Consider the following 20,648-nt stretch of genomic DNA (forward strand, 5'->3'; position numbering starts at 1 on the left):
GGGCTCACTGGGCGGGCGGGGTGTCGGGTAGCGGCGGCCGGACCCGGAAGGTGCAGCCCTCGCCGGGCGCGGTGTCGAGGGTGAGTCGCCCGCCGTGGGCGTTGACCAGGGCCTGCGCGATGGCGAGGCCGAGGCCGGAACCGCCGGTGGTGCGGTCGCGGGAGCCGTCGGTGCGGTAGAAGGGCCCGAAGACGCGTTCGCGTTCGGCGGGGGTGAGGCCGGGCCCCCGGTCGGCGACCTCCAGGACGGCATGGTCGCGGTCGGTGCCGACGCCGATCCGGATCGGGGTGCCAGCCGGGGTGCCGTCGAGGGTGACCAGGCCCCTGGGAATCCGTCAGATGACTGCCACCCACGATGACGTGTCCGCCGCTACACGTACGTGCAGACCTCCGGCGCCGGACGGTGCGGGTGACCACGACCTACGCCACATCAGGCCGTCAACTGACGGACGACACCGACCTTCCAGGGCCGCCAGAGTGGAGCCCGACCAGGCAGTGCTGCCCTCACAGCCCGCCACCGACCCCTGACCGTGGCACGACCTGCCCTGTCCACGTACGTGGAGGATGATCCATGACCGTTGTGAACTTCCATCTCGTCTCCTCACTGACGCCTTCCGAGGTGCTGACCGTCCTCACCGACTTCAGCCCCGCCCGCTCCGCTGCGTGGCCCACCATCGACGCGGAACACTTCGAGGTCCACGGCACGGGAGAGGGCTGGGCCGAGGTGACCGAGGGCACCGCCGCCGCCTGGGAACGCGCCCGCTACGAGTGGGAGCCCGGAGGGGACACGGTCACCATCCGCACTCTCGACTCCAAGCTCTTCGGGCCGGGAGGCGGGTGGATCTTCCGCCTGACTCCCGAGGGCGACGGAACGCGTGTCGACGTTCAACTGGCCAGGGAGCCCGCCACCTTGAAGGGAAAGCTACTGGCTTCCCTGCTCCCCGTCGCGGCGCCGTCCTCGCTGCGCAAGTCGTTCGCGGGCCCACTGAAGGCCCGTTCCTGACCGCCTTCAACCCCTGGACATGCTGAAGGTCAGCTCTTCGGGACGAGGGTGTTCTCGTTGGTGCGGCCGGCCGCGTAGTCGTCGATGTTGCGGGCGGTGGCGTCGATGATCTGGCCGACGGCGGTGTGGGTGAAGTAGGCCTGGTGGCTGGTGACGAGGACCTGGGGGAAGGTGATGAGGCGGGCGAGGGTGTCGTCGGTGATGCCGTGGATGGAGCGGTCGGTGAAGAAGACGCCGGTCTCTTCCTCGTATACGTCGAGGCCGACGCCGGCGAGGCGTCCGGCGCGCAGGGTTTCGACGAGGGCGACGGCGTCGACCAGGCCGCCGCGGCTGGAGTTGACGAGGATGGCGTCGTGCTTCATGCGGGCGAGGGCGGCGGCGTCGATGAGGTGGTGGGTGGCGGGGAGGAGGGGGACGTGGAGGCTGATCAGGTCGGCGCGGGTGAGGAGTTCGGGTAGTTCGGTGTAGTGCATGCCGAGGTCGAGGCAGGCGGGGTTGGGGGCGATGTCCCAGCCGAGGAGGTGGGTGCCGAAGCCGGCGGCGATGCGGGCGAAGCATTCGCCGATCTTGCCGGTGCCGATGACGCCGACGGTCATGCCGTGGATGTCGCGGCCCATCAGGCCGTCGAGGCGGAAGTCGAACTCGCGGGAGCGGTTGGCGGCGCGGGTGAGGCGGCGGTTGACGGCGAGTGCGAGTGCCCAGGCGTGTTCGGCGACGGCGTAGGGGCTGTAGTGGGAGACCCGGGCGACGGTGAGGCCGAGTTCGGCGGCGGCGTCGAGGTCGATGTTGTTGAAGCCGGTGGAGCGCTGGGCGACCAGTCGGGTGCCGCCGGCGGCGAGGACGGAGAGGGTCTCGGCGTCGAGGACGTCGTTGACGCTGCTGCTGACGGCCGGGTAGCCGGCGGCGAGCGGGGCGGTGTCGCGGTTGAGGAACACGGCCAGGGTGCGCAGGGAGTGCCGGCCCGCGAAGGCCTGTTCCAGGAGCGGCTGTTCGTCTGCTTGGACGCCGTAGGCGAGGATCTCCATGCGGCGAAGGCTATCGCCGGGGGCGCGCCGTGGTGAACCACGACGCGCCCCCGGAACGGCAGTTGACGGGCCGTCAGATGACGGTCTCGGCCTCCAGGTAGCGGTCGGACGGCACCGTCTTCAGCTCGGCGACGGCCTCGCCGAGCGGCACCAGGCGGATGTCGGTGCCCTGGAGTGCGGTGATGTGGCCGAACGCGCCCTTGTGGGCGGCCTCGACGGCGTGCCAGCCGAAGCGGGTGGCGAGGACGCGGTCGTAGGCGGTCGGGGTGCCGCCGCGCTGGGTGTGGCCGAGGATCACCGGGCGGGCCTCCTTGCCGAGGCGGTACTCCAGTTCGCGGGAGAGCTGGGTGGCGATGCCGGTGAACCGCTCGTGGCCGTACATGTCCTTGGTGCCCTCCTCCCAGGCCATGGTGCCGGGTTCGGGCTTGGCGCCCTCGGCGCACACCACGATCGCGAACTTCTTCTGGCGGTCGAAGCGTTCGCGCACCACATCGGTCAACTTGTCGATGTGGAAGGGGCGTTCGGGGACGACGATGGCGTGCGCGCCGGCCGCCATGCCCGCGTTCAGGGCGATCCAGCCGGTGTGGCGGCCCATCACCTCGACCACCATGACGCGCTGGTGCGACTCGGCGGTGGTCTTCAGCCGGTCGAGCGCCTCGGTGGCCACCGACACGGCGGTGTCGAAGCCGAAGGTGACGTCGGTGCAGGCGATGTCGTTGTCGATGGTCTTCGGCACGCCGACCACCGGCAGGCCCGCGTCGCTCATCAGCTTCGCGGCCTTCAGGGTCCCCTCGCCGCCGATCGGGATCACCGCGTCGATGCCGAGGTCCGCGCAGTACCGCTTGGCGCGCTCCACGCCGTCGCGCAGGTGGCTCGGCTGGACCCGGGAGGAGCCGAGGATCGTGCCGCCCTGGGCGAGGATTCCGCTCACCGAGTCCAGCGTCAGCGGGCGGTGCACGCCCTCCAGAAGACCGCGCCAGCCGTCCTCGAACCCGATGATCTCGTCGCCGTGGTCGACCACCCCCCGGTGGACCACGGAACGAATGACGGCGTTCAGGCCGGGGCAGTCACCGCCACTGGTCAGGACACCAATACGCATTGCTTTGCCAACTCCCGAGCAGGATTCGGACGGCCGGACTGGTGGTTGAGAATCGGGCATAGCGCCCGAATCGGACCTGCTGCACAGCATACGGTTCCTGCGTCCGGCCGGGCCGAAACCGACGCGGGGGCGGCTTCCTCGACGCACCACACGTAACTGCGACCCGACCGCCGAGGAGGGTGTTGCGCCCGGGCTCTCCTTATTCTCCTATGAAGTTGTTCCGCCGGGGACGGCTGACCACATGGCGGTCAGCCGTCCACCGAGTCAACAGCCGGCGGCTACGCCGGGCGGGCCGCCGCGGCGATCCGCTCGGTGCGCAGCGCGTCGTACCAGGTGGTGTCGGCCGCCGGCAGCGCGTTGACGTCCAGCGCCAGCTTGATCAGCATGTCGGCGACGCCGGGGTTGCGGGCCATCACCGGGCCGTGCAGGTAGGTGCCGAACACCGTGTCGCGCCAGGCGCCCTCGGTGCCGTCGCCGGTGCCGTTGCCCCGGCCGACCTGCACGTTGGCGAACGGCTTGACGCCCTCACCGAGGTGCGTGACGCCCTGGTGGTTCTCGAACCCGGTCAGCTGCGGCAGACCCAGCGCCGGGTCCACCTCCGCCAGCACGTCGCCGACGCAGCGCGCGCCCTCGCCGCGGGTGGTCCACACGTCCAGCAGGCCCAGGCCCGCCTCGCGCTCGCCGAGGTCGTTCACGAACTCGTGGCCGAGGATCTGGAAACCCGCACAGACCGAGAAGATGATCGCACCGTTCTCGGCCGCCCGGACCAGCCCGCCGTCGTTGCGCAGCCGCTCCGCCGCGAGGCGCTGCGGACGGTCCTCACCGCCACCGATCAGGTAGATGTCACCACTGGTCGGCACCGACTGGTCGGAGCGCACGTCGATCCGCTGCACCCCGAGACCGCGCTGCTGCGCCCGCCGCTCCACCACCAGCGCGTTGCCGCGGTCGCCGTACGTGGACAGCAGGTCCGGGTACACCCAGACCACCCGCAGGCTGCTCTCACTCATCCTCGAAGACCTCCCGTACCTCGGCGCCGCCTCCGGCGCATCGCCCCCGTACTGCTGCTGCGGCTCGTCGAACCCCTGCTGCCGGCCGGTGAACTGCTGCTCGCCGTACGGCTGCTGGTCGTACTGCTGCTGCTGGTCGTACTGCGGCTCGCCGTACGACTGCCCGCCGTACTGCTGCTGCTGCTCGCCGTAGTGCTGCTGCCCGTACTGCTGCTGGTGCTCGGCGAACTGCTGATCGCCGAACTGCTGCTCGCCGTACGGCTGCTGGCCGTACTGCTGGTAGGACTGGTCGCTCATCAGGCCACCACGGCCTTGCGGAGCTGCTGGAACGCCGTGTAGTTGGCGATCGCCTCGATACGGCCCTCGGGGGCGGCGTCCACCGCCTGGGCGAGCGAGTCGACGACCTGGAACTGCAGGCCGGCGACCTCGAGGCGGACCGCCAGGTCGAGCTTGCGCTGGCCCATCACGAAGATCGGGTGACCGGCCAGGCGCTCGTAGTCGACGTCCCACAGCCAGGAGGTGTCGGTGCCGTCGGCGTCCATCGCGTTCACCGACAGGATCACCGGCGCGGGCGGACCGTCGATCAGCGAGAAGGTCTCCAGCCAGCCGGCCGGGTTCTTCGCCAGCAGCAGCCGGATGTCCCGGCCGCGGTACTGCACCACGTCGTAGCGGCCGGCCACCGCGGCCACCGACTCCATGCGCTGCAGCGCGACCTGCGGGGCCACGCCGAACACCGCGGCGACCGCCGCCGAGCTGGTGGCGTTGGCCAGGTTGGCGCGGCCCGGCAGCTGGAGCTGGATCGGCCAGGCACCGCGGTGCGGGTCGATCACGTGGGTGCCCTGCAGCGCCCAGTGCGGGTTCGGGCGGCGGAAACCGCACTCGCCGCAGAACCAGTCGTCGCCCGGACGCTGCATCACACCGCCGCACGACGGGCACGACCAGGCGTCCTCCTTCCACGCCTGCCCGGCGGCCACCCAGACCACCTTCTTGCAGGACGAGGCGGCCCAGGTCACCAGCGGGTCGTCCGCGTTGGCGATGATCACGGCCTCGGTGTCCTTCAGACCCTCGCGCCACTTCTCGGCCATCATGCGGGTCTCGGCGGCCCGGTCGAGCTGGTCGCGGGAGAGGTTCAGCAGCGCTATGGCCTTCGGCCGGGTGTCCCGGGCGACCATCGGCAGGTACTTCTCGTCCACCTCGATGACGCCGAACTTGGCGTCGGTACCGCCCGCGAGCGCCGCGGTGATACCGGCCGGCATGTTCGCGCCCAGGGCGTTGGAGACCACCGGGCCGGCCGCCTTGAGGGCCTCGGCGATCAGCCGGGTCGTGGTGGTCTTGCCGTTGGTGGCGCTGACCAGGACCACGTCCAGGTGCTCGGCCAGGGTCTTCAACAGATCCGGGTCGAGCTTGAGTGCCACCTTGCCGCCGATCACCGACCCGCTGCCGCGTCCGGCCTTCTGGGACAGCGCGGCCGCCATCTTGCCGGCCGTCACGGCGATCTTTGCGCGGGCGGGCAGCGAGGCGTCGCGCGCGGCTTCCGAATCGGTGCCTGGCATGCTCAGGGGTTCCTCCTTGCAGCGGCACCGCCCGGGCCGTTCGACGACCCACGGGCGGCAGGGACGCACTCAGCCTACCGACTCCCGCCCGCACACTTGAGCAGGGGCAACTTACCGGCCCGCGCCGCGCCCGGACAGGACCGTGCCACAACCGGCCCGGGGACGGCCGCGAGCGGCCCGGCGGCGGAAGGCGACGCTCCACCACCGGGCCCGACGAACCGTCAGCGGGCCGCCCACGGCGCGGGCAGTTTCTCCGCCGCCTCGAGCAGGTGGGCGGTGATCACCACCGTGCCGTCCTCCACCTGGAAGTCCAGCGGCGCCGACAGCCGGCGCATGGTCGAGATCAGCCCGGTGTTCGCCGCCGTGGTCACCGCGTACACCGTGCCCACGCCCGCCTCCAGCGCCAGCGCCGCCATCCGCCGCACCAGATCCACGCCCAGGCCCCGGCGCTGCCAGGCGTCCTCCACCAGCAGCGCGATCTCCGCGCCCTCGTCGTCCCACATCAGGTGCGCCAGCGCCACCAGCCGGCCCTGCGCGGTCTCCACCGCGAGGGTCTGCCCGTGCCGCGGGTCCAGCAGGTGGTCCAGGTAGCGGTCGGCGTCCTTCACCGGCCCGTGGTAGCGCCGGCGCAGCGACTCCGGCGAGCACCGGGCATGCATCGCCACCGCCGCGTCCTTGTCCGCCGGCGTGGCCCGGCGCACCGTCAGGTCGTCCCCCGCCGGGCGGCTGATCCGCGCCTCGACCTGCGGGACCCGCGGGCCCAGCACGGCGTCCAGCTCCACCAGTGCCCGGGCCCGGGCGAACTCGGTCGGCGTGAACGGCAGATTCGGCCGGGACAGCTCCAGCAGGTCCCCGTTCGGCAGCGGCAGCCGCATCAGGTGCCCGTCCACGCCAGGCTGCACCGCCCGGCCCCGGCCCGGGTACTGGCGGATCGCCGCCCGCCCGAACAACTGCCGCAGCGCGAGCGGCAGTTCCGCCGCGTCCAGCGCGGTCCGGGTGGCCAGCGCCAGCACCTGCCGGGGCACGTCCACCAGCTCGTGGGCGTCCGCCCGGTCGGTCCAGATCTCCCGGCCGCCGCCCGCCGCGACCGCCGCCACCAGCTCCGCCCGGGCCAGCGAGGCCGGCGCGCGGACGATGAACTCGTCCACCGTGCAGTCGGGCAGCGGGTGCGCCTGCATCGAGAGGATGTTCACCCGCCGCTCCGCCAGCGCCGCGCACACCCGGGCCAGACTGCCCGGCTCGTCGGCGACGCTGGTCCGCAGCCGCCACAGCGCGGTCGGCTCATCCGTTGAACTCACTTCGGGTCCGCCCGGTGGTGCGAGGGCCGCCGGACCGGGCGGATGCCGGTGTGCGAGCCAGCCCCGGAACAGCGCGGTGCCGAGCATCGCCGCCGCGGAGGCCAGCAGCAGCACCGGCCCGTCGTGCCCGTGCACCACCACATTGGCGACCAGGTCGGCGGCCGCGACCGCGGCGAAGACCGCCGCGAGCTCGACCGTCTCCCGGCGCCAACGGTGCGATTTACCGGTTCTGTGGGTGTACGCCTTGTCATCCATGCCTGAATGGTGGCGCTCCGCTGTTTCACGATCACGAACCCCCCGTGACCCGACGGTTAATGTCTGCGCGGGCCCCCGTCGGATCGGCGCTGATCCGCTCCCGCGATCACTTGGACGTGCGGCCCCGGTCCAGGAGTTCCGCGCCGGCCGATTTCACCTCGTCCAGCAGCAGCCGTAGATCCGCGTCCGTGGTCGCGGAGTTCAGCAGGCACGCCCGCAGCATCTCCTGCCCCTGGTACACCGCGCCGGTCACGAACACCCGGCCGCGCTGCTGAATCGCCACCGGCAGAACGGAGTTGAGCTGCTGGACCTCCTTCTCGCCGAGACCGGCCGGACGGAAGCGGAACGCCACGATCGACGTCTCGACGGGCGCCAGCAGCTCCAACTCCGGGTCCTGCTCCACCCACTCGCCCAGCCGCCGGGCCTGCCCCGTGCAGTGCGCGATGTCCCGGGCCACCCCCGAGCGGCCGCGATGCGCGATCGACGCCCACACCTTCAGCGAACGGAACGGCCGGGTCTGCTCCGTGCCGTACTCCGAGAACCAGCCGAGACCGCCCGCCTCCGCGTCCCGCAGGTACGACGGCACCAGGCTGAACGTGCCCCGCAACTCCTGCGCGTCCCGCACCAGCGCGCACCCGCAGTCCACCGGCACCCCCAGCCACTTGTGCGGGTCCAGCGCGAGCGAATCGGCCTGCTCGAGTCCCGCGTAGCGGTGCGAGATCTGCGGGTCCAGCACCCCGAACGCGCCGTACGCGCCGTCGATGTGGAACCACAGGCCCTCGCGGGCGGCCAGGTCCGCGATCGGCTCGAACGGATCGACGGCGCCGGTGCCGACCGTCCCTGCGGACGCCACCACCAGGAACGGCAGCCGGCCCGCCGCGCGGTCCTCGGCGACGGCCTTCTCGAGGCTGTCCAGGCGCAGGTGGCCGTCGGCGTCCGACTCCACCACCCGCAGGTGCTTCGACCCGAGACCGAGCAGCTCGGCCGCCTTGCGCACACAGCTGTGCGCCTCGCCCGTGACGTACCCCACCAGCGGCGGCATCCCCGCGAGACCGTCCTCCCGGACGTCCCAGCCGGCGTTCCGCGCCGCACGGTTACGGGCCGCCGCCAGACAGACAATGGTCGCCATCGAGGTCCCCGAGGTCAGCAGACCGCCACCGGCCGGGTGCGGAAACCCCACCAGCTCGGCTATCCATCGCACCACGGCCCGCTCCAGGTGCACATCGGCGTGATCGCCGCCCGCGGAACTCGGGTTCATCGCGGACGCGGCCAGCGTGGCGAGAATCCCCGCGGGCTGCGGCGAGGAGTTCACCCACCCGAAGAACCGCGGGTTCCCGTTGCCCATCGGGTGCGGCATGATCTTCCGCTCGACGGTCTCCAGCAGCTCCGCGAACCCCGCCCCGTCCTCCGGCAGCTCCAACTCCAGCAACGCGGACCGCTCCGCCGGGTCCATCGGCTGCCACACCGGGCGCGAGGGCAGCTCGTCGAGGTAGTCGGCCACCAGCTGCGCGGCGGCCTGAGCGGCACTTCTGAAGTCGTCGTTCATGGGAGCGAATGGTAAGGGGAGGGGAAGCACCGCCAGGGGCGCGTGGGGGCACCTGGTTTCGCGCCCACCTGCGCGTCGCACCGTTTCAGTCAAGCGTGCTGGAGAGCCCACCTGCCGAGCGGCAGTAGCCCTGGATCTCCTTGTCGGTGATCTTCGCGCAGAGGCGCCCGGCTGCGCCGTCGTCCGTGTAGTTGACGGTGTAGTAGCTGACCAGCCCCTGCGCGCAGGCCTTGCGCTGCCAGGCGTCCTTCGCGGTGGCGCACTGCTGGGCGGCCCAGTCCTCGCGGTCCAGGTTGTACTTCATGGTGCGCGAGCCCACGCCGCGGGAGCAGTCGTTCTCGCCGCCACTGGCCTTCGCGTTCAGGCACCACTGGAGGGCCTGGGCGAAGGTTTCGGGGTGATTGGCGTAGTCGTGCGAGGAGAGGAAGTAGGTGGGGGCGTAGAAGAAGCACGCGGACTGGTAGAGGGAGGGCTGCTCGGGGCAGGGGTAGAGCGGGTCGGCGGCGAGCTTGTCCGCGGGGAGGTTGGCCTTGGCCTTCTCGTCCTCCTCGTCCGGGGCGAAGAGCTGCATGAAGACGCCCTCCGAGCAGGTGATGCGGCGGTTCTGGGAGGGGAACTTGTCGCACAGGGCGCGGGCGGCGGGGATGTCCTGCTTGGTGACGAACATGATGCCGTGGCCGACGCCGTGGATGCAGGGGCCCTTGTTGGCGGGGGCGCACAGGGTGAGGATGTCGCTCTGCGGGTCCTGGGAGTTGGCGAGCATCTCCTCGACCGCACCGTGCAGGTAGCCGGCCGCGCAGGTCTCGTGGGGGAACGAGATGACCTTCTGGAAGTCCTGGTGGTAGCGCTTCACGGCGGCGTGCCCGAGCTCGTGCGCCACGGGGTGGCAGAACCGCACGGTGTACGGCTTGTCCTTGGTGATCCTGTCCAGGTCGGCGAGGGCGACGCCGGGGTCGCCCGCGTCCATCTCGGCCATCAGCTTGTTGCGCAGCGTGGAGCGGGTCCACACCGCCGGGTCGCCGGTGGGGGAGGACGACGCGGTGCCGGGCGCGGCGGCGTTGCGGCCGCCCGGTCCCGAGGGCGAGGCGGCGGCGTTGGCGGGCTTGGGCGCCCAATCAATGACCAGGACCGACCCGAGGCCGAGCGCGGCCAGCAGGACGGCGGTGACGACGGCGAACACACGCGGTTGCATGACGGACGGTCCCCCTGGAATCGACACGGACAGTACGCGGCCCATCCTGCGCGGTGACCACCGGAAACCCCGACCGGACACCGCCAATGGATGCAAGCGCCCGGCCACCATCACCCGGACGCGCGCTGCGCACCGTCCCTCAACGACGGCCCCCCACCCCGGATGCGTCCCCACTCACCCGTTCGGCCGTCGCATCCGACTACGCGCCGCGGAGCCGATCGGTTGCGCCCGCGTACCGCCGCACGCCGTCCTCGTCCGGGCGCCGACGACCGGCGCCGAGCGCCACCCGGACCCAGAGCCCGGCGAACGCCGTCAGCACGGCCGGGCCGAACCACGGCCCCGCGAGGCGGCTGCCGTCCGCGCACGCGGGCGGCACCCAACCGGCCGGGTCCACCAGGTACGGCGTGGCCGGGCCGGGCCGCGCCGGCGGCACGCAGTCGTGGAGCACGTCGTGCGGCAGCGGCGTCCCGTCCGCCCGGCGCAGCACGCAGACCAGGTCGTCGCCGCGCTGCGCCGCCGTCACCACGAGCTCGGTGCGCTCACCGCGCAGTTGCAGGAGCTCGTCCGAGAAGATGCTGCCGGAGAGGGCGAGCAGGACGAGGCCGAGCAGTGCGCCGCCGACGGTCCGCCGCCAGCCGGCCCGGAGCAGGACCAGCGCGAGTACCGAGCCCGCCAGCACCGCCAGGCGGGCGGGATCGCCGAGCCGCGCGTGGTCGGGGTCGGCGGACAGCGCCCCCAGGCCCAGCAGGGCGAGCGGGGTGAGCACCGCGAGCGTGACCCGGACGGGGAGGCGGCGGGAGGAGGTGTCCGACGTGCGCATGGGGCAGGTTCTCTGACGCGGAGTCGGAAAATCGGACGGATTGGACGCGCACTGTACGGCAACGGTGGTGGGGGCGTCCGTTCGGTCATTTCCGGTGCAGGAAGCGGGCGAGGGCGGCGGACGCGGTCGCGATGCCCTCGGCGAGGTGGGGGGAGGGGGCGAAGAGGGCGATGTCGGCCTGGCCGCGGCTCAAGGTCCAGGTGCCGTGGGCGAGTCCGTCGGCGAGGACGGCGGCGCGGATCAGGCCGCCGCCGGGGCGGATCCGCTTCTCGTGCGCGGCGGGTACGGAGAGGGCGGTGGAGCGGTAGCCGACCAGGTAGTTGTCGTAGGCGGGCAGCAGCCGGACGTCGGGGGCGGGCAGCGGGGCGAGGTCGAGTTCGGCGGCGCGGTCGGCGGGGAGCGCGCAGTCCTGGTCGCCTACCCGGACGCGCAGGAGTTCGCCGGACGTGTCGAGGGCCCGCCAGGCGCGTCGCGCGGCGGTGACGGGGAGGCCGGACCAGCCCGCGAAGTCCTCGGGCGTGGCCGGCCCGTGGGCGCGCAGGTAGCGGCGGGTCAGCTCGGTGACGGCGGCGTCGCCGGTGGGGCCCTCGGGGGCGTCGGGGACCCAGTCGGTGAGCGGGACGAAGGTGTCGGTGCCGTTCCGGACCGGGCCGTAGCAGATCAGGCCGCGCAGCGCCGTCCGGCGGATCAGGTGGAACGGCGCCTGGCCGTCGGACGGGAGGCCGGCCGCGGCGAGGCGGTCCGTCAGTTCGGCGCGGGTGGACGGGCCGTGGGTGGCCAGGGTGTCCATGATCACCGCCTCGGCGCGCTCGCAGCGGCCCTCGTCGAGGCCCAGTTCGCGGTGGCGGCGGGCGCTCAGGCGCAGGAAGTGCGGGCCGAGCAGGGCGAGCAGCCAGCGCAGGTCGGCGGTGGTGACGGTGTGCAGGGTGCCGCGCAGGAACCAGCTCCGCAGCAGCGTGCGGTCCTGCTCCAGGGCGAGCCGGACGTCGGCGGCGGTGAGGTCGCGGGTCCTGACGCCGATGCCGATCGTGCCGGCCCGGGCGTCCTGGGCCTGGACGCCGACGACCCGTTCGACGGCCTCGACGGCGGTGCGGAAGGTGACGCCGCCGCCGATGCCCTGCCCCCTGGTGCGCAGGGCCCGTACCTGTTCGTCGTCCAGTGCGCGCATGCCGTCACCGTATACGCGGGGGTGCGTCAGCTCGCTGTCCTGCCCGAAATCGGGCAAGATCTTTGGCAAATGGACACTTCACGCCTAGGCTCACCGAACGTGCCTGCCTCACCACACCCTCATGAGGACCTGCTCGCCCACCTCGCCCGGACCACTGCGCTGGGCCCCGGAGAGGCGTCGCGGGTCGTCGCGGAGGTGCTGGCGTACTTCTCCGAGACCACGGAGGAGTACGTCCGCCGCCGCCACGGTGAGTTGCAGGCCAGGGGCCTGACCAACGATCGGATCTTCGCCCGCGTCGGCGCGGAGCTGACCGCCCGCCGGGTGGCCGCGCCGCAGCTGTCGGTGCGCCAGCTCCGGCGGATGGTCTACGGCTGACCGGGCCCCACTCCACAGACAACCCTCGAACCACCAGGAGTCCACGTCATGTGCGGAATCGTGGCCTACATCGGCCCCAAGGACGCGTCCCCGTTCCTGCTGGAGGGCCTGCAGCGGCTGGAGTACCGCGGGTACGACTCGGCGGGCGTGGCGGTCGTCGCCCCCGCCACCAAGTCCGTCCCGGCGAAGTTGAAGGTGTGCAAGGTCAAGGGCCGGGTCGCCGACCTGGCGGCGGCGGTGCCGGCCCGGTTCAAGGGCGGCGTCGGCATCGGCCACACCCGTTGGGCGACCCACGGCGTGCCCTCGGACGAGAACGCTCACCCGCACACCGACAACGAGGGCCGGATCGCGGTGGTGCACAACGGCATCATCGAGAACGCCGACGAGCTGCGCGCCAAGCTGGCGGCGGACGGCGCCGTGTTCCGCTCGGAGACCGACACCGAGGTGCTGGCCCACCTGATCGCCGCGCACCGCGCGGACGGCGGCGAGCTGGAGGACGCGGTCCGGGCCGCGCTGAAGCTGGTGGTCGGCACGTACGGCATCGCGGTGCTGGACGCCGAGCAGGCCGACCGGATCGTGGTCGCCCGCAACGGCAGTCCGATCGTGCTCGGCATCGGCGAGAAGGAGATGTTCGCCGCGTCCGACGTCTCCGCGCTGGTCCGCTACACCCGGCAGGTGGTGCACCTGGAGGACGGCGAGCTGGCGACGGTGCGCGCCGACGGCTTCCGGACCTTCACCGAGGATGCCCGGACCGTCACCCGGCAGCCGTCCACCGTGGACTGGGAGATCGGCTCGTACGACACCGGCGGCTACGCGCACTACCTGCTGAAGGAGATCCACGAGCAGCCCGGCGCCGTCGAGCGCACGCTGTCCGGCCGGCTCGACGAGCGGTTCTCCACCGCGCACCTGGGCGGGCTGAACCTGGACGCCCGGGAACTGCGGGAGATCCGCCGGGTGAAGATCCTCGGCTGCGGTTCGGCGTACTACGCGGGCGAGATGGGCGCGCAGCTGATCGAGGAGCTGGCCCGGATCCCCGCGCACTCCGAGCCGGCCTCCGAGTTCCGCTACCGCAACCCGGTGATCGAGGCGGACACCCTGTACGTGGCGGTCAGCCAGTCCGGCGAGACCTACGACACGCTGGCCGCGGTGCAGGAGATCAAGCGCAAGGGCGGCCGGGTGCTCGGCGTGGTGAACACCGTCGGATCGGCGATCGCCCGCGAGTGCGACGGCGGCATCTACCTGCACGCCGGACCCGAGATCTCCGTCGCCTCCACCAAGGCGTTCACCTCCACCGTGGTGGCGTTCGCGCTGCTGGCGCTGCACTTCGGCCGGATCCACGACCTGTCGCCCGCCGACGGCCGGCGGATCGTCGCCGGGCTGAAGGCGCTGCCCGAGCAGATCCGGGAGGTGCTCGAACAGCAGGCGGAGATCGAGAAGCTCGCCGCCGAGTACGCCGAGAGCCAGGGCATGATGTTCATCGGCCGGGTGCGCGGCTACCCCGTGGCGCGGGAGGGCGCGCAGAAGCTCAAGGAGATCTCCTACGTGCACGCCGAGGCGTACCCCGCCTCCGAGTTGAAGCACGGACCGCTGGCGCTGATCAGCCCCGAACTGCCGACCGTCGCGCTGGTGCCGGACGACGAGCTGCTCGACAAGAACCTGACCACGCTCGGCGAGATCAAGGCCCGCTCCGGGCGGGTGCTGGCCGTCGCGCACCGGCCCATCGAGGCGAAGCTGGCCGACCACTGCGTGGTGGTCCCGAAGAGCGAGCCGGAACTCGACCCGCTGCTGCTCAACATCCCGCTCCAGCTGCTGGCCTACCACGCCGCGGTGGCCCTCGGCCGGGACGTGGACAAGCCCCGAAACCTGGCCAAGAGCGTCACCGTGGAGTGACGTTTCGGCAGTCGGGAAGCCGTCGGTAAGCAGTCGGGAAGCCGTCGGTAAGCAGTCGGGAAACGGCAACGGCAACGGCAACGGCGGCGGGTGCGTGATGCACCCGCCGCCGTCTCTTCTCCGCCTCACGGGCTGACGGCGAGGACCAGGTAGGCGCCGAGGATCGCCAGGTGGACGCCGCCCTGGAGCGGGGTGGCGCGCTTGGGGATGACGGTGAGGGTGCCGACCGCGATGGTCAGCGCCAGCAGGATCATGTGGGACGCGTTGAGGCCGAGTTCGAGCGGGCCGCTCAGCCAGGTGGACGCCACCGCGACCGCCGGAATGGTCAGCCCGATCGATGCCAGGGCCGAGCCGAGCGCCAGATTGAGGCTGATCTGCACCCGGTTGCGGACCGCCGCCCGGACCGCCGCGATCGACTCCGGGAGCAGCACCAGCAGCGCGATCACCACACCGACCACCGCGTTCGGCAGCCCCGCGGACTCCACCCCGCGCTCGATGGTCGGCGACACGCCCTTGGCCAGGCCCACCACCGACACCAGCGCCAGCGAGAGCAGCGCGACACTGATCAGCGTCTGCTTCCTGGACGGCGGCTCCGCGTGCTCGTCCGACGGGTCGATCACCTCGCCCGCCGGGTTGACCGGCAGGAAGAAGTCCCGGTGACGGATCGTCAGGGTCGACACGAACAGGCCGTAGATGACGATCGACGCGGTCGCCGCGAACGCCAGCTGCGTGGGGTTGAACTGCGGGCCCGGCGTGGAGGTGGTGAACGTCGGCAGCACCAGGCTCAGCGTCGCCAGCGTCGCGATCGCGCCGAGCGCCGCGCCGGTGCCCTCCGCGTTGAACACTGCCTTCCGGTACTTCAACGCGCCGACCAGGATCGACAGTCCGAGGATCCCGTTGCAGGTGATCATCACGGCGGCGAACACGGTGTCCCGCGCCAGGCCCGCGCTCTTGTCGCCACCGTCCGCCATCAACGTCACGATCAGCGCCACCTCGATGATCGTGACCGCGACCGCCAGCACCAGTGACCCGTACGGCTCGCCGACCCGATGGGCGATCAGCTCCGCGTGGTGCACGGCCGCCACCACCGACACCGCGAGGAAGATCGCCACCAGCGCCACCACCGGCCACGGAAGTTCTCGGTGCCAGGTCGCCAGGAGCAGCAGGAACGCCATCACCGGGGCGACAGTCGTCCACTGGAGATAGAGCGGTCGAGTGGGAGCAGCCATACGGCCGAGCTTCGCAGATGGCACCTGCCCGGCTCGGAAGTGACACTCGTGGCGGTGGTCACGACGGATGGTGACGAACAGTGAGGAGCGGCGCGATGGTCGGACGGCGGACGGTACTGGCAGCGGCCCTCGGACTCGCGACGGGGTGCGCCCATGCCCGTTCGGAGCCGGCGGTTCCGGCGGCGGTCGCGCCGGCGGTCGCGCCGGCGTCCCCGTCCGTTGCCGGGTCGGCTGCGGTGGCGCCGAGCCCGTCCGGTGGGGTGCCGCCGCCGAGTCGGGAGGAGGTGGTCGCCCGGTACGCCGGGCAGCGGCCCACCCAGTGGGGGACCGACCTGCCCGGGGTGGTGGCCGAGGTGCCGGACGGAGCGCTGGCGCTGACCTTCGACGCCTGCGGCGGCCCCGGCGGGGACGGCTACGACGCGGCGCTGATCGACACCCTGCGCCGGCACCGGGTGCCGGCCACGCTGTTCCTGAACGCCCGCTGGATCGACGCCAACCCCGGCCCGTTCGGCGAACTGGCCGCCGATCCGCTGTTCGAACTCGGCAACCACGGCACCGCGCACCGCCCGCTGTCCGTCACCGGCCGCTCGGCGTACGGCATCACCGGCACCGCCGACGCCGAGGCCGCCTACCGGGAGGTCGCGGACAACGAGGCGAAACTGGCCGGGCTGCTGGGGAAGCCGCCGCGCTGGTTCCGTTCCGGGACGGCGCACTACGACGACGTCGCGGTGCGGATCGTCGGCGAACTGGGCGAGCGGGTGGCCGGGTTCGCGGTCAACGGCGACGGCGGGGCGACGTTCAACGCCTCGCAGGTGGCGCAGACGGTGGCCGCGGCTCCCGCCGGGGCGGTGGTGATCAGCCACTTCAACCACCCCGACGCGGGCACCGGCCCCGGCTACGCGCAGGCGCTGCCCCGGCTGGTGGACGCGGGCCGACGGTTCGTCCGGCTGTCGGACTGACCGGGTGTTACGTGCGTCGAGCTCGTCCGGCCGGCGCTCATCGACGCTGCGGGGGAGCGGAGTTGGCGCGGGTGTGGCGGGCCCAGTCGTAGAGCAGGACGGAGGCGACGGCGGCCAGCGCGCACCAGGTCGAGACGAACGCCAGCCGCCACAGCAGGCCGCAGACGAGCGCGCCCGCGCCGAGGACCGCGCCGAGGCGGCGCAGCCGGTGGTCGCCCGAACAGAGCAGCGAGCCCACGGTGGCGGCCAGGTAGCCCGCCAGCAGCAGGGCGGCGGCCGGGACGCCGATCGCGTAGTCGAGGGTGTGGCCGTGCGGGTGCGCCGACACCGGGTGCCGGGCCAGGGCGACGGCCAGCGGGACGGCGACGGCCGCGCCCAGGACGGTGAACCAGGCCGCCGAGCGGCGGCCGGTCGCGCACCACACCGCCGCCGGCACGTACACCGGCAGCAGCGGCAGCGCGATCACCACCCACACCGTGCGTGCCCACGCCCAGCCCGACCAGACGCCCGCCTCCACCAGCTGGTGCACCCCCAGTAGCAACGGCAGTGCGGCCAGCGGTAGTTGACTCCTCGTCCTTGCGTGCAGCACCGTGGCGACTCCGACCGCCGAGACGGCGCTGCCGACGAGCAGATCGGCTCCGGCGCTCCAGCACACCCCGCCAGCCTACTGAGCGGCCGCCGCGATCAGTACGACTGAAGCGAGATCAGCGTGCCCTGCGGGTCGCGCAGATGGGCGCTGCGCAGCGTCGGCCCCCACTCCGGCCGGTCGATCGGCGGCAGCACGGACGCCGCGCCGTTGGCCAGGCAGAACGCGTGCGCCGCGTCCACGTCCGCCACCCGGCAGACGAACATGCCGGTGTCGGCAGGGGGGAGCGTCGGCGTGCACCGCGTCCGAGCGTAGTGGCACGTGGTGCGGCGGGCTTGGGATTCCGGCTGATGGAAGGTCAAGGTCCGCTTAATTCAAGGACCTTGTCGAGTCGGAGGTGGGCAGGGCCGAGTGCCTCCGGAGCGACCAGCGACCGGTCGTCCGGCGGGGGCGGCGCACCACGACGCGGCCGAAGTTCTTCCGGCCGACCAGCTCCACGCGCAGCGTGGTCGGTGCGGTGAGTGCGGTCGGGTCCGGGGTCTGGCGGTTCCTGACTCTGCTGTGCTCCAGCATCAGGGCGTCGGTGTCGACCACCATGCCCGGTGCGACGATCAGCGTCAGGGTCTTGCCGCGCATGTCGAGGTCGATCCGCAGGGTGTCCTGCGTGATCACCGCCTGTGTGAAGTCGAGCGTCACGTCGCACCACTCCAGGTCGAGTTCCAGTCGGCGCGGCACCACCCAGCGCCCCACCCGCTCGACCCGACTCCACTTCTGCTCGATCCGCAGGACATCCTTGACCTCCGCCGCCACCCCGTGGGCAGAGAGCGAGATGGGCGGCAAGTCGGCCGTGAGTGCAGCCAGTTCGCCGACCGTTCGGGCCGACAGGGCGACCTCCAGGCGCTCGTCCAGCTCCTCGGCGGTCAGCCGACCGTCGCCCGCCGAGACCCGCAGGATGTCGGCCACCCGGTCCCGGTCCGCGTGCGAGGCCCGCAACTCGGGCTGTGTGGTGGTGGAGCCGGTGGGCTTTCCGGCGGGCGAGATCTCTCCGGGCATGCTTCCCGTCCTGGGTTTGGCGAAGGTCTTCCCGCGGTGGGGCCGATGGCGCGGGTAGAGACACGATATATCGCGATAGGTGTTTCCGCCAGGGCGGTCGGGGGTGGGGGCGGGCGTGTGGCCAAGTGGCTTTGGGGGAGCGGGTGTTGTGGGTGTGGGGCGAGCGCCGGGTGAGGCGGGTGCTGGGTGTCGCGTTATGTCGTGTCGGGGGTGGGGACGGTCGGGCGGCTGCGGGTCGTGCGGCCGCCCGACCGTCACCGCCGAAGGCGGCGGGTGCGAGGCTTGCTCAATGGTGGGGGTTTCAGAAGAAGTTGAACCGGACGGCATTGGGGAGGGTGCCTCCCCAGGACATTCCGGTCTTGGGCGGAAGCATGTCCAGGGGCACGCCCCTGCAGTCGGTGTTCTCGTAGACGGTCGCCGTGACGTTTGTTTCGTTGTCCGCGCCGGTCACGGGGAGGCCGAAGCTGATGCACTCGCCGCTCGGCGGGTCGACGAGTGTGTGGTCCTCTCCGTCGATGTCGGTGTAGGTGAAGTCGCCGGTGGCGGCGTGGGCATCCGTGGCGATTCCGGTCACCAGCGTGAGTGCTGTGCAGGCGGCAAGAACAAGTCGGACTGGGTTCTTCAGGGCGGTCATGGGGTGTCTCACCATCGTCGAGTAGGGATGTGAGCCACCAGGGTCAGTCCGGCCCGGGCCTAGATTTGACGGCGCTCTGCTGTTGTCACTCGATAGATTCGTACGCGAAGGGCAAAGGGGTGCAGCGGGGCGAGGGAGGTCGGCCAGGGGTCTTGAGGTGCCGTGGCTGTCTCGGGATCCTCTCGGCGGCCGCGTACGGTACCCGCCGGCCGAGCCCGGTCGCGGGCTTGCCGGCCGCCGGTGAACGGAGGCCGCGACGCTGTTGCGCGGCTGTGGGGGCGCGGCCCCTCTCCGACCGGACCAGGATGGCCCTCCCGTCCGCCGGCGCGGACCTGGCGAGGTTGAGAGTGGCGTCGTGTCAGGCGGCGATCATTTCCAGTCCGACGGCGCGACTGCCGACCGGCAGTCCGATCGCGTAGGGATCGCCTGATCGGGTCGGCCGAACTCCTCGCCGCTACCCACAAGTTGCTGCGTCCGGATTCGGTGAGGTTGATGCCGGTACTGGATCGGCGGAGGCTGGGCCTGGCCTTCGTCGGCGCCTGATGGTGGGGGTCCATGCCGAGGTGCGGGTTGCTCGAGTGTCTTGCTCGGATGGCCGGTGTTTCGGCCGAGGCCTGGCCGCCGGGTCTGTTTGGCCGCGCCGACGGCTTGGTGTAGCTCCTGGTGTCGGGTGGTGAGTTCGGTGGCAGCCTGTAGGGGTTTGGCGCAGGAATGAACGCGTTCAAATAGTGTGCGACGATTGGCACGGGCGAAGGGTGGGCAGCCGGCGCGCCCGGGAGCGGCAGGGGGACCGATGGTGGAGTCGGAGGGCGGGAGCGGACGGCCTCGCAGTCGCGATCACCTGCACTGCTGGTCGACGGCCTGGGCTGTGTTCACGGCGTTGGCCTACCTGGTTCCGGCGATCGCCGGTGTCATGGGGGCGCCGCCGGCTCTGCTCGTGGTGGTTGTGGGCAGTGGGTTCCTGCTCGGTGTTCAGCTCGGGTATCTCAAGGCGTGGCTGCCGCTGGTGAGTGCGGGGAGTGCGGCGGCGGTCTTCCTGATGGGGGAGGCGATGTTTGCCGCCGCGGCCGGGGGTTTCGTTCCGGTGTTTCCGGACGGGGCTCGTACGGGGGCGACGATTGTGGTGCTGGTCGAAGCTCCGGTGGTCGTCGGAGTGGGGGCCGGGCTGGCGCTGCGGTGTGCCCGGCGGTGGCAGAGAGCGATGTGTCGGCGTCGGAGGCTCGCTGCGCCCTGGTGAGCGGCCGGGGGTCGCTCCGCGCGGTCTCACAGCCCGGTCTCACATTCGGGATCGCGGTACGTCGACCTCGCAGCCCGGCGCGTAGGGGGTCGAAGCTGGGTCGACCAGCCCGCGGACTGCGAGCAGGCTTCGCAGTGACCACCAGGTGTGGATCACGTTGAGGTCGACGTCGGTGCCGTAGCCGGCCGGACGTCGGCGAGGTCGTCCCGGTGTCCGAGGGCGAAGGTGGCGAGGTCGTACAGGTGGGTGGCCCTGGCCCGCTTCCGACCAGTCGACGGTGCCGGTGGCCTTACCGCCGTTGAGGGAGACGTGCGCGAGCTGTACGTCGCCGTGGGGTGAACGCCGGGACCCATGGGCGGAGTGCGGCCTCGGCGACCTGGCGGTTGCGGGTGACCAGGTCGGTGGGCAGGACGCCGTTCGTCACGAGCAGCTCGCGCTCCTCGTTGAGTTCCGCCGTCAGCGTGGCGGTGCCCGCTGAGGTCCAGCTGCCATCCTGGCCGGGCGTCTGTCGTGGGCGTTTGTCTTGGGCGCGGAGTTGGAGTACTGTTCACCAGCCGCTTGACAGGGAGCACCGGACACGCAGCTTGTGTGGACGGTCCCGGGGCGGCCAATCCCTGAGAACCACCCAGTTGATCCGTGACGGGTCGCGTCCTTTTCGCGTCTCCGTTCGTATTTGCTGTGCGCGTTTTCGGAGATTGCGGCGGATTCGCTTTTCGGAGC

20 protein-coding genes and 1 pseudogene are annotated in these 20,648 nt (G+C 71.8%); 5 read left to right on the plus strand and 16 right to left on the minus strand.

Annotation, left to right across the window (positions count from 1 at the left end):
• Window positions 1-4: 4 nt before the first annotated feature.
• On the minus strand, window positions 5-331 hold the full coding sequence (locus ACIHEI_RS23675; RefSeq protein WP_396608019.1) for a sensor histidine kinase: 327 nt from the start codon (window positions 329-331) through the stop codon (window positions 5-7).
• A 239-nt stretch (window positions 332-570) separates the two neighbouring features.
• Here ACIHEI_RS23675 and ACIHEI_RS23680 point away from each other — a divergent pair, with 239 nt between their 5' ends.
• Window positions 571-1,002, plus strand: coding sequence for a hypothetical protein (locus tag ACIHEI_RS23680; protein WP_396608007.1), 432 nt, complete (start codon window positions 571-573; stop codon window positions 1,000-1,002).
• Window positions 1,003-1,031: 29 nt separating this feature from the next.
• Here ACIHEI_RS23680 and ACIHEI_RS23685 read toward each other — a convergent pair whose 3' ends face one another.
• The 9 genes from ACIHEI_RS23685 to ACIHEI_RS23725 form a co-directional block, all read right to left on the minus strand.
• Window positions 1,032-2,027 (minus strand): 2-hydroxyacid dehydrogenase, encoded by a 996-nt coding sequence (locus ACIHEI_RS23685; RefSeq protein WP_396608008.1) that lies wholly within the window; start codon window positions 2,025-2,027, stop codon window positions 1,032-1,034.
• A gap of 73 nt (window positions 2,028-2,100) precedes the next feature.
• The gene (locus ACIHEI_RS23690; RefSeq protein ID WP_387642254.1) at window positions 2,101-3,126 is read right to left on the minus strand and encodes a 6-phosphofructokinase; all 1,026 of its coding nucleotides are present in this window, start codon (window positions 3,124-3,126) and stop codon (window positions 2,101-2,103) included.
• 278 nt (window positions 3,127-3,404) lie between these two features.
• Window positions 3,405-4,133, minus strand: a complete 729-nt coding sequence (locus ACIHEI_RS23695; RefSeq protein ID WP_392952951.1) for a type 1 glutamine amidotransferase — start codon at window positions 4,131-4,133, stop codon at window positions 3,405-3,407.
• 296 nt (window positions 4,134-4,429) lie between these two features.
• A complete protein-coding gene (locus tag ACIHEI_RS23700; protein ID WP_392952900.1) occupies window positions 4,430-5,686 on the minus strand; it encodes a MurT ligase domain-containing protein in 1,257 nt (418 codons plus the stop codon).
• 221 nt (window positions 5,687-5,907) lie between these two features.
• Window positions 5,908-7,239, minus strand: a complete 1,332-nt coding sequence (locus tag ACIHEI_RS23705) for a GNAT family N-acetyltransferase (RefSeq protein ID WP_387642248.1) — start codon at window positions 7,237-7,239, stop codon at window positions 5,908-5,910.
• Between the two features lie 106 nt (window positions 7,240-7,345).
• On the minus strand, window positions 7,346-8,785 hold the full coding sequence (locus tag ACIHEI_RS23710) for a pyridoxal phosphate-dependent decarboxylase family protein (protein ID WP_396608009.1): 1,440 nt from the start codon (window positions 8,783-8,785) through the stop codon (window positions 7,346-7,348).
• Between the two features lie 85 nt (window positions 8,786-8,870).
• Window positions 8,871-9,977 carry a hypothetical protein gene (locus ACIHEI_RS23715; RefSeq protein ID WP_396608010.1) on the minus strand — a complete coding sequence of 369 codons (1,107 nt, stop codon included), beginning with the start codon at window positions 9,975-9,977 and terminating at the stop codon, window positions 8,871-8,873.
• A 199-nt stretch (window positions 9,978-10,176) separates the two neighbouring features.
• Window positions 10,177-10,797 carry a hypothetical protein gene (locus tag ACIHEI_RS23720; RefSeq protein WP_396608011.1) on the minus strand — a complete coding sequence of 207 codons (621 nt, stop codon included), beginning with the start codon at window positions 10,795-10,797 and terminating at the stop codon, window positions 10,177-10,179.
• An 85-nt stretch (window positions 10,798-10,882) separates the two neighbouring features.
• Complete coding sequence (locus tag ACIHEI_RS23725) at window positions 10,883-11,965, minus strand: winged helix DNA-binding domain-containing protein (RefSeq protein WP_396608012.1); 1,083 nt, start codon at window positions 11,963-11,965, stop codon at window positions 10,883-10,885.
• 69 nt (window positions 11,966-12,034) lie between these two features.
• Here ACIHEI_RS23725 and ACIHEI_RS23730 point away from each other — a divergent pair, with 69 nt between their 5' ends.
• Window positions 12,035-12,340, plus strand: coding sequence for a hypothetical protein (locus ACIHEI_RS23730; protein ID WP_392952917.1), 306 nt, complete (start codon window positions 12,035-12,037; stop codon window positions 12,338-12,340).
• Window positions 12,341-12,388: 48 nt separating this feature from the next.
• Window positions 12,389-14,230, plus strand: coding sequence for a glutamine--fructose-6-phosphate transaminase (isomerizing) (gene glmS, locus ACIHEI_RS23735; RefSeq protein WP_387863538.1), 1,842 nt, complete (start codon window positions 12,389-12,391; stop codon window positions 14,228-14,230).
• 125 nt (window positions 14,231-14,355) lie between these two features.
• Here glmS and ACIHEI_RS23740 read toward each other — a convergent pair whose 3' ends face one another.
• Window positions 14,356-15,459, minus strand: a complete 1,104-nt coding sequence (locus ACIHEI_RS23740; RefSeq protein ID WP_396608013.1) for a calcium:proton antiporter — start codon at window positions 15,457-15,459, stop codon at window positions 14,356-14,358.
• Between the two features lie 95 nt (window positions 15,460-15,554).
• Here ACIHEI_RS23740 and ACIHEI_RS23745 point away from each other — a divergent pair, with 95 nt between their 5' ends.
• The gene (locus ACIHEI_RS23745; RefSeq protein WP_396608014.1) at window positions 15,555-16,418 is read left to right on the plus strand and encodes a polysaccharide deacetylase family protein; all 864 of its coding nucleotides are present in this window, start codon (window positions 15,555-15,557) and stop codon (window positions 16,416-16,418) included.
• Window positions 16,419-16,455: 37 nt separating this feature from the next.
• Here ACIHEI_RS23745 and ACIHEI_RS23750 read toward each other — a convergent pair whose 3' ends face one another.
• The 4 genes from ACIHEI_RS23750 to ACIHEI_RS23765 form a co-directional block, all read right to left on the minus strand.
• On the minus strand, window positions 16,456-17,073 hold the full coding sequence (locus tag ACIHEI_RS23750) for a DUF6629 family protein (protein ID WP_396608015.1): 618 nt from the start codon (window positions 17,071-17,073) through the stop codon (window positions 16,456-16,458).
• Window positions 17,074-17,102: 29 nt separating this feature from the next.
• Window positions 17,103-17,270 (minus strand): VOC family protein, encoded by a 168-nt coding sequence (locus ACIHEI_RS23755; protein ID WP_396608016.1) that lies wholly within the window; start codon window positions 17,268-17,270, stop codon window positions 17,103-17,105.
• A 103-nt stretch (window positions 17,271-17,373) separates the two neighbouring features.
• Complete coding sequence (locus ACIHEI_RS23760; RefSeq protein ID WP_392952936.1) at window positions 17,374-18,057, minus strand: DUF1707 domain-containing protein; 684 nt, start codon at window positions 18,055-18,057, stop codon at window positions 17,374-17,376.
• Between the two features lie 301 nt (window positions 18,058-18,358).
• Window positions 18,359-18,691, minus strand: coding sequence for a hypothetical protein (locus ACIHEI_RS23765; protein ID WP_392952941.1), 333 nt, complete (start codon window positions 18,689-18,691; stop codon window positions 18,359-18,361).
• An 868-nt stretch (window positions 18,692-19,559) separates the two neighbouring features.
• On the opposite strand from ACIHEI_RS23765, the gene ACIHEI_RS23770 reads away from it, so the two are divergent.
• On the plus strand, window positions 19,560-19,928 hold the full coding sequence (locus ACIHEI_RS23770) for a hypothetical protein (protein ID WP_396608017.1): 369 nt from the start codon (window positions 19,560-19,562) through the stop codon (window positions 19,926-19,928).
• Between the two features lie 39 nt (window positions 19,929-19,967).
• On the opposite strand, the pseudogene ACIHEI_RS23775 reads toward ACIHEI_RS23770, so the two are convergent.
• Window positions 19,968-20,397 (minus strand): annotated as a pseudogene (locus ACIHEI_RS23775) (phosphotransferase); the annotation flags it as partial.
• Window positions 20,398-20,648: the final 251 nt, after the last annotated feature.

This window comes from Kitasatospora sp. NPDC051984, assembly GCF_044593455.1.
Classification (GTDB): Bacteria; Actinomycetota; Actinomycetes; order Streptomycetales; family Streptomycetaceae; genus Kitasatospora.

Excerpts from the sequence above, each read along its gene's own strand:
- ACIHEI_RS23680 (WP_396608007.1), top strand. The coding sequence starts at position 571 with ATGACCGTTGTGAACTTCCATCTCGTCTCCTCACTGACGCCTTCCGAG.
- ACIHEI_RS23685 (WP_396608008.1), bottom strand. The coding sequence starts at position 2,027 with ATGGAGATCCTCGCCTACGGCGTCCAAGCAGACGAACAGCCGCTCCTG.
- ACIHEI_RS23690 (WP_387642254.1), bottom strand. The coding sequence starts at position 3,126 with ATGCGTATTGGTGTCCTGACCAGTGGCGGTGACTGCCCCGGCCTGAAC.
- ACIHEI_RS23695 (WP_392952951.1), bottom strand. The coding sequence starts at position 4,133 with ATGAGTGAGAGCAGCCTGCGGGTGGTCTGGGTGTACCCGGACCTGCTG.
- ACIHEI_RS23700 (WP_392952900.1), bottom strand. The coding sequence starts at position 5,686 with ATGCCAGGCACCGATTCGGAAGCCGCGCGCGACGCCTCGCTGCCCGCC.
- ACIHEI_RS23705 (WP_387642248.1), bottom strand. The coding sequence starts at position 7,239 with ATGGATGACAAGGCGTACACCCACAGAACCGGTAAATCGCACCGTTGG.
- ACIHEI_RS23710 (WP_396608009.1), bottom strand. The coding sequence starts at position 8,785 with ATGAACGACGACTTCAGAAGTGCCGCTCAGGCCGCCGCGCAGCTGGTG.
- ACIHEI_RS23715 (WP_396608010.1), bottom strand. The coding sequence starts at position 9,977 with ATGCAACCGCGTGTGTTCGCCGTCGTCACCGCCGTCCTGCTGGCCGCG.
- ACIHEI_RS23720 (WP_396608011.1), bottom strand. The coding sequence starts at position 10,797 with ATGCGCACGTCGGACACCTCCTCCCGCCGCCTCCCCGTCCGGGTCACG.
- ACIHEI_RS23725 (WP_396608012.1), bottom strand. The coding sequence starts at position 11,965 with ATGCGCGCACTGGACGACGAACAGGTACGGGCCCTGCGCACCAGGGGG.
- ACIHEI_RS23730 (WP_392952917.1), top strand. The coding sequence starts at position 12,035 with ATGGACACTTCACGCCTAGGCTCACCGAACGTGCCTGCCTCACCACAC.
- glmS (WP_387863538.1), top strand. The coding sequence starts at position 12,389 with ATGTGCGGAATCGTGGCCTACATCGGCCCCAAGGACGCGTCCCCGTTC.
- ACIHEI_RS23740 (WP_396608013.1), bottom strand. The coding sequence starts at position 15,459 with ATGGCTGCTCCCACTCGACCGCTCTATCTCCAGTGGACGACTGTCGCC.
- ACIHEI_RS23745 (WP_396608014.1), top strand. The coding sequence starts at position 15,555 with ATGGTCGGACGGCGGACGGTACTGGCAGCGGCCCTCGGACTCGCGACG.
- ACIHEI_RS23755 (WP_396608016.1), bottom strand. The coding sequence starts at position 17,270 with ATGTTCGTCTGCCGGGTGGCGGACGTGGACGCGGCGCACGCGTTCTGC.
- ACIHEI_RS23760 (WP_392952936.1), bottom strand. The coding sequence starts at position 18,057 with ATGCCCGGAGAGATCTCGCCCGCCGGAAAGCCCACCGGCTCCACCACC.
- ACIHEI_RS23765 (WP_392952941.1), bottom strand. The coding sequence starts at position 18,691 with ATGACCGCCCTGAAGAACCCAGTCCGACTTGTTCTTGCCGCCTGCACA.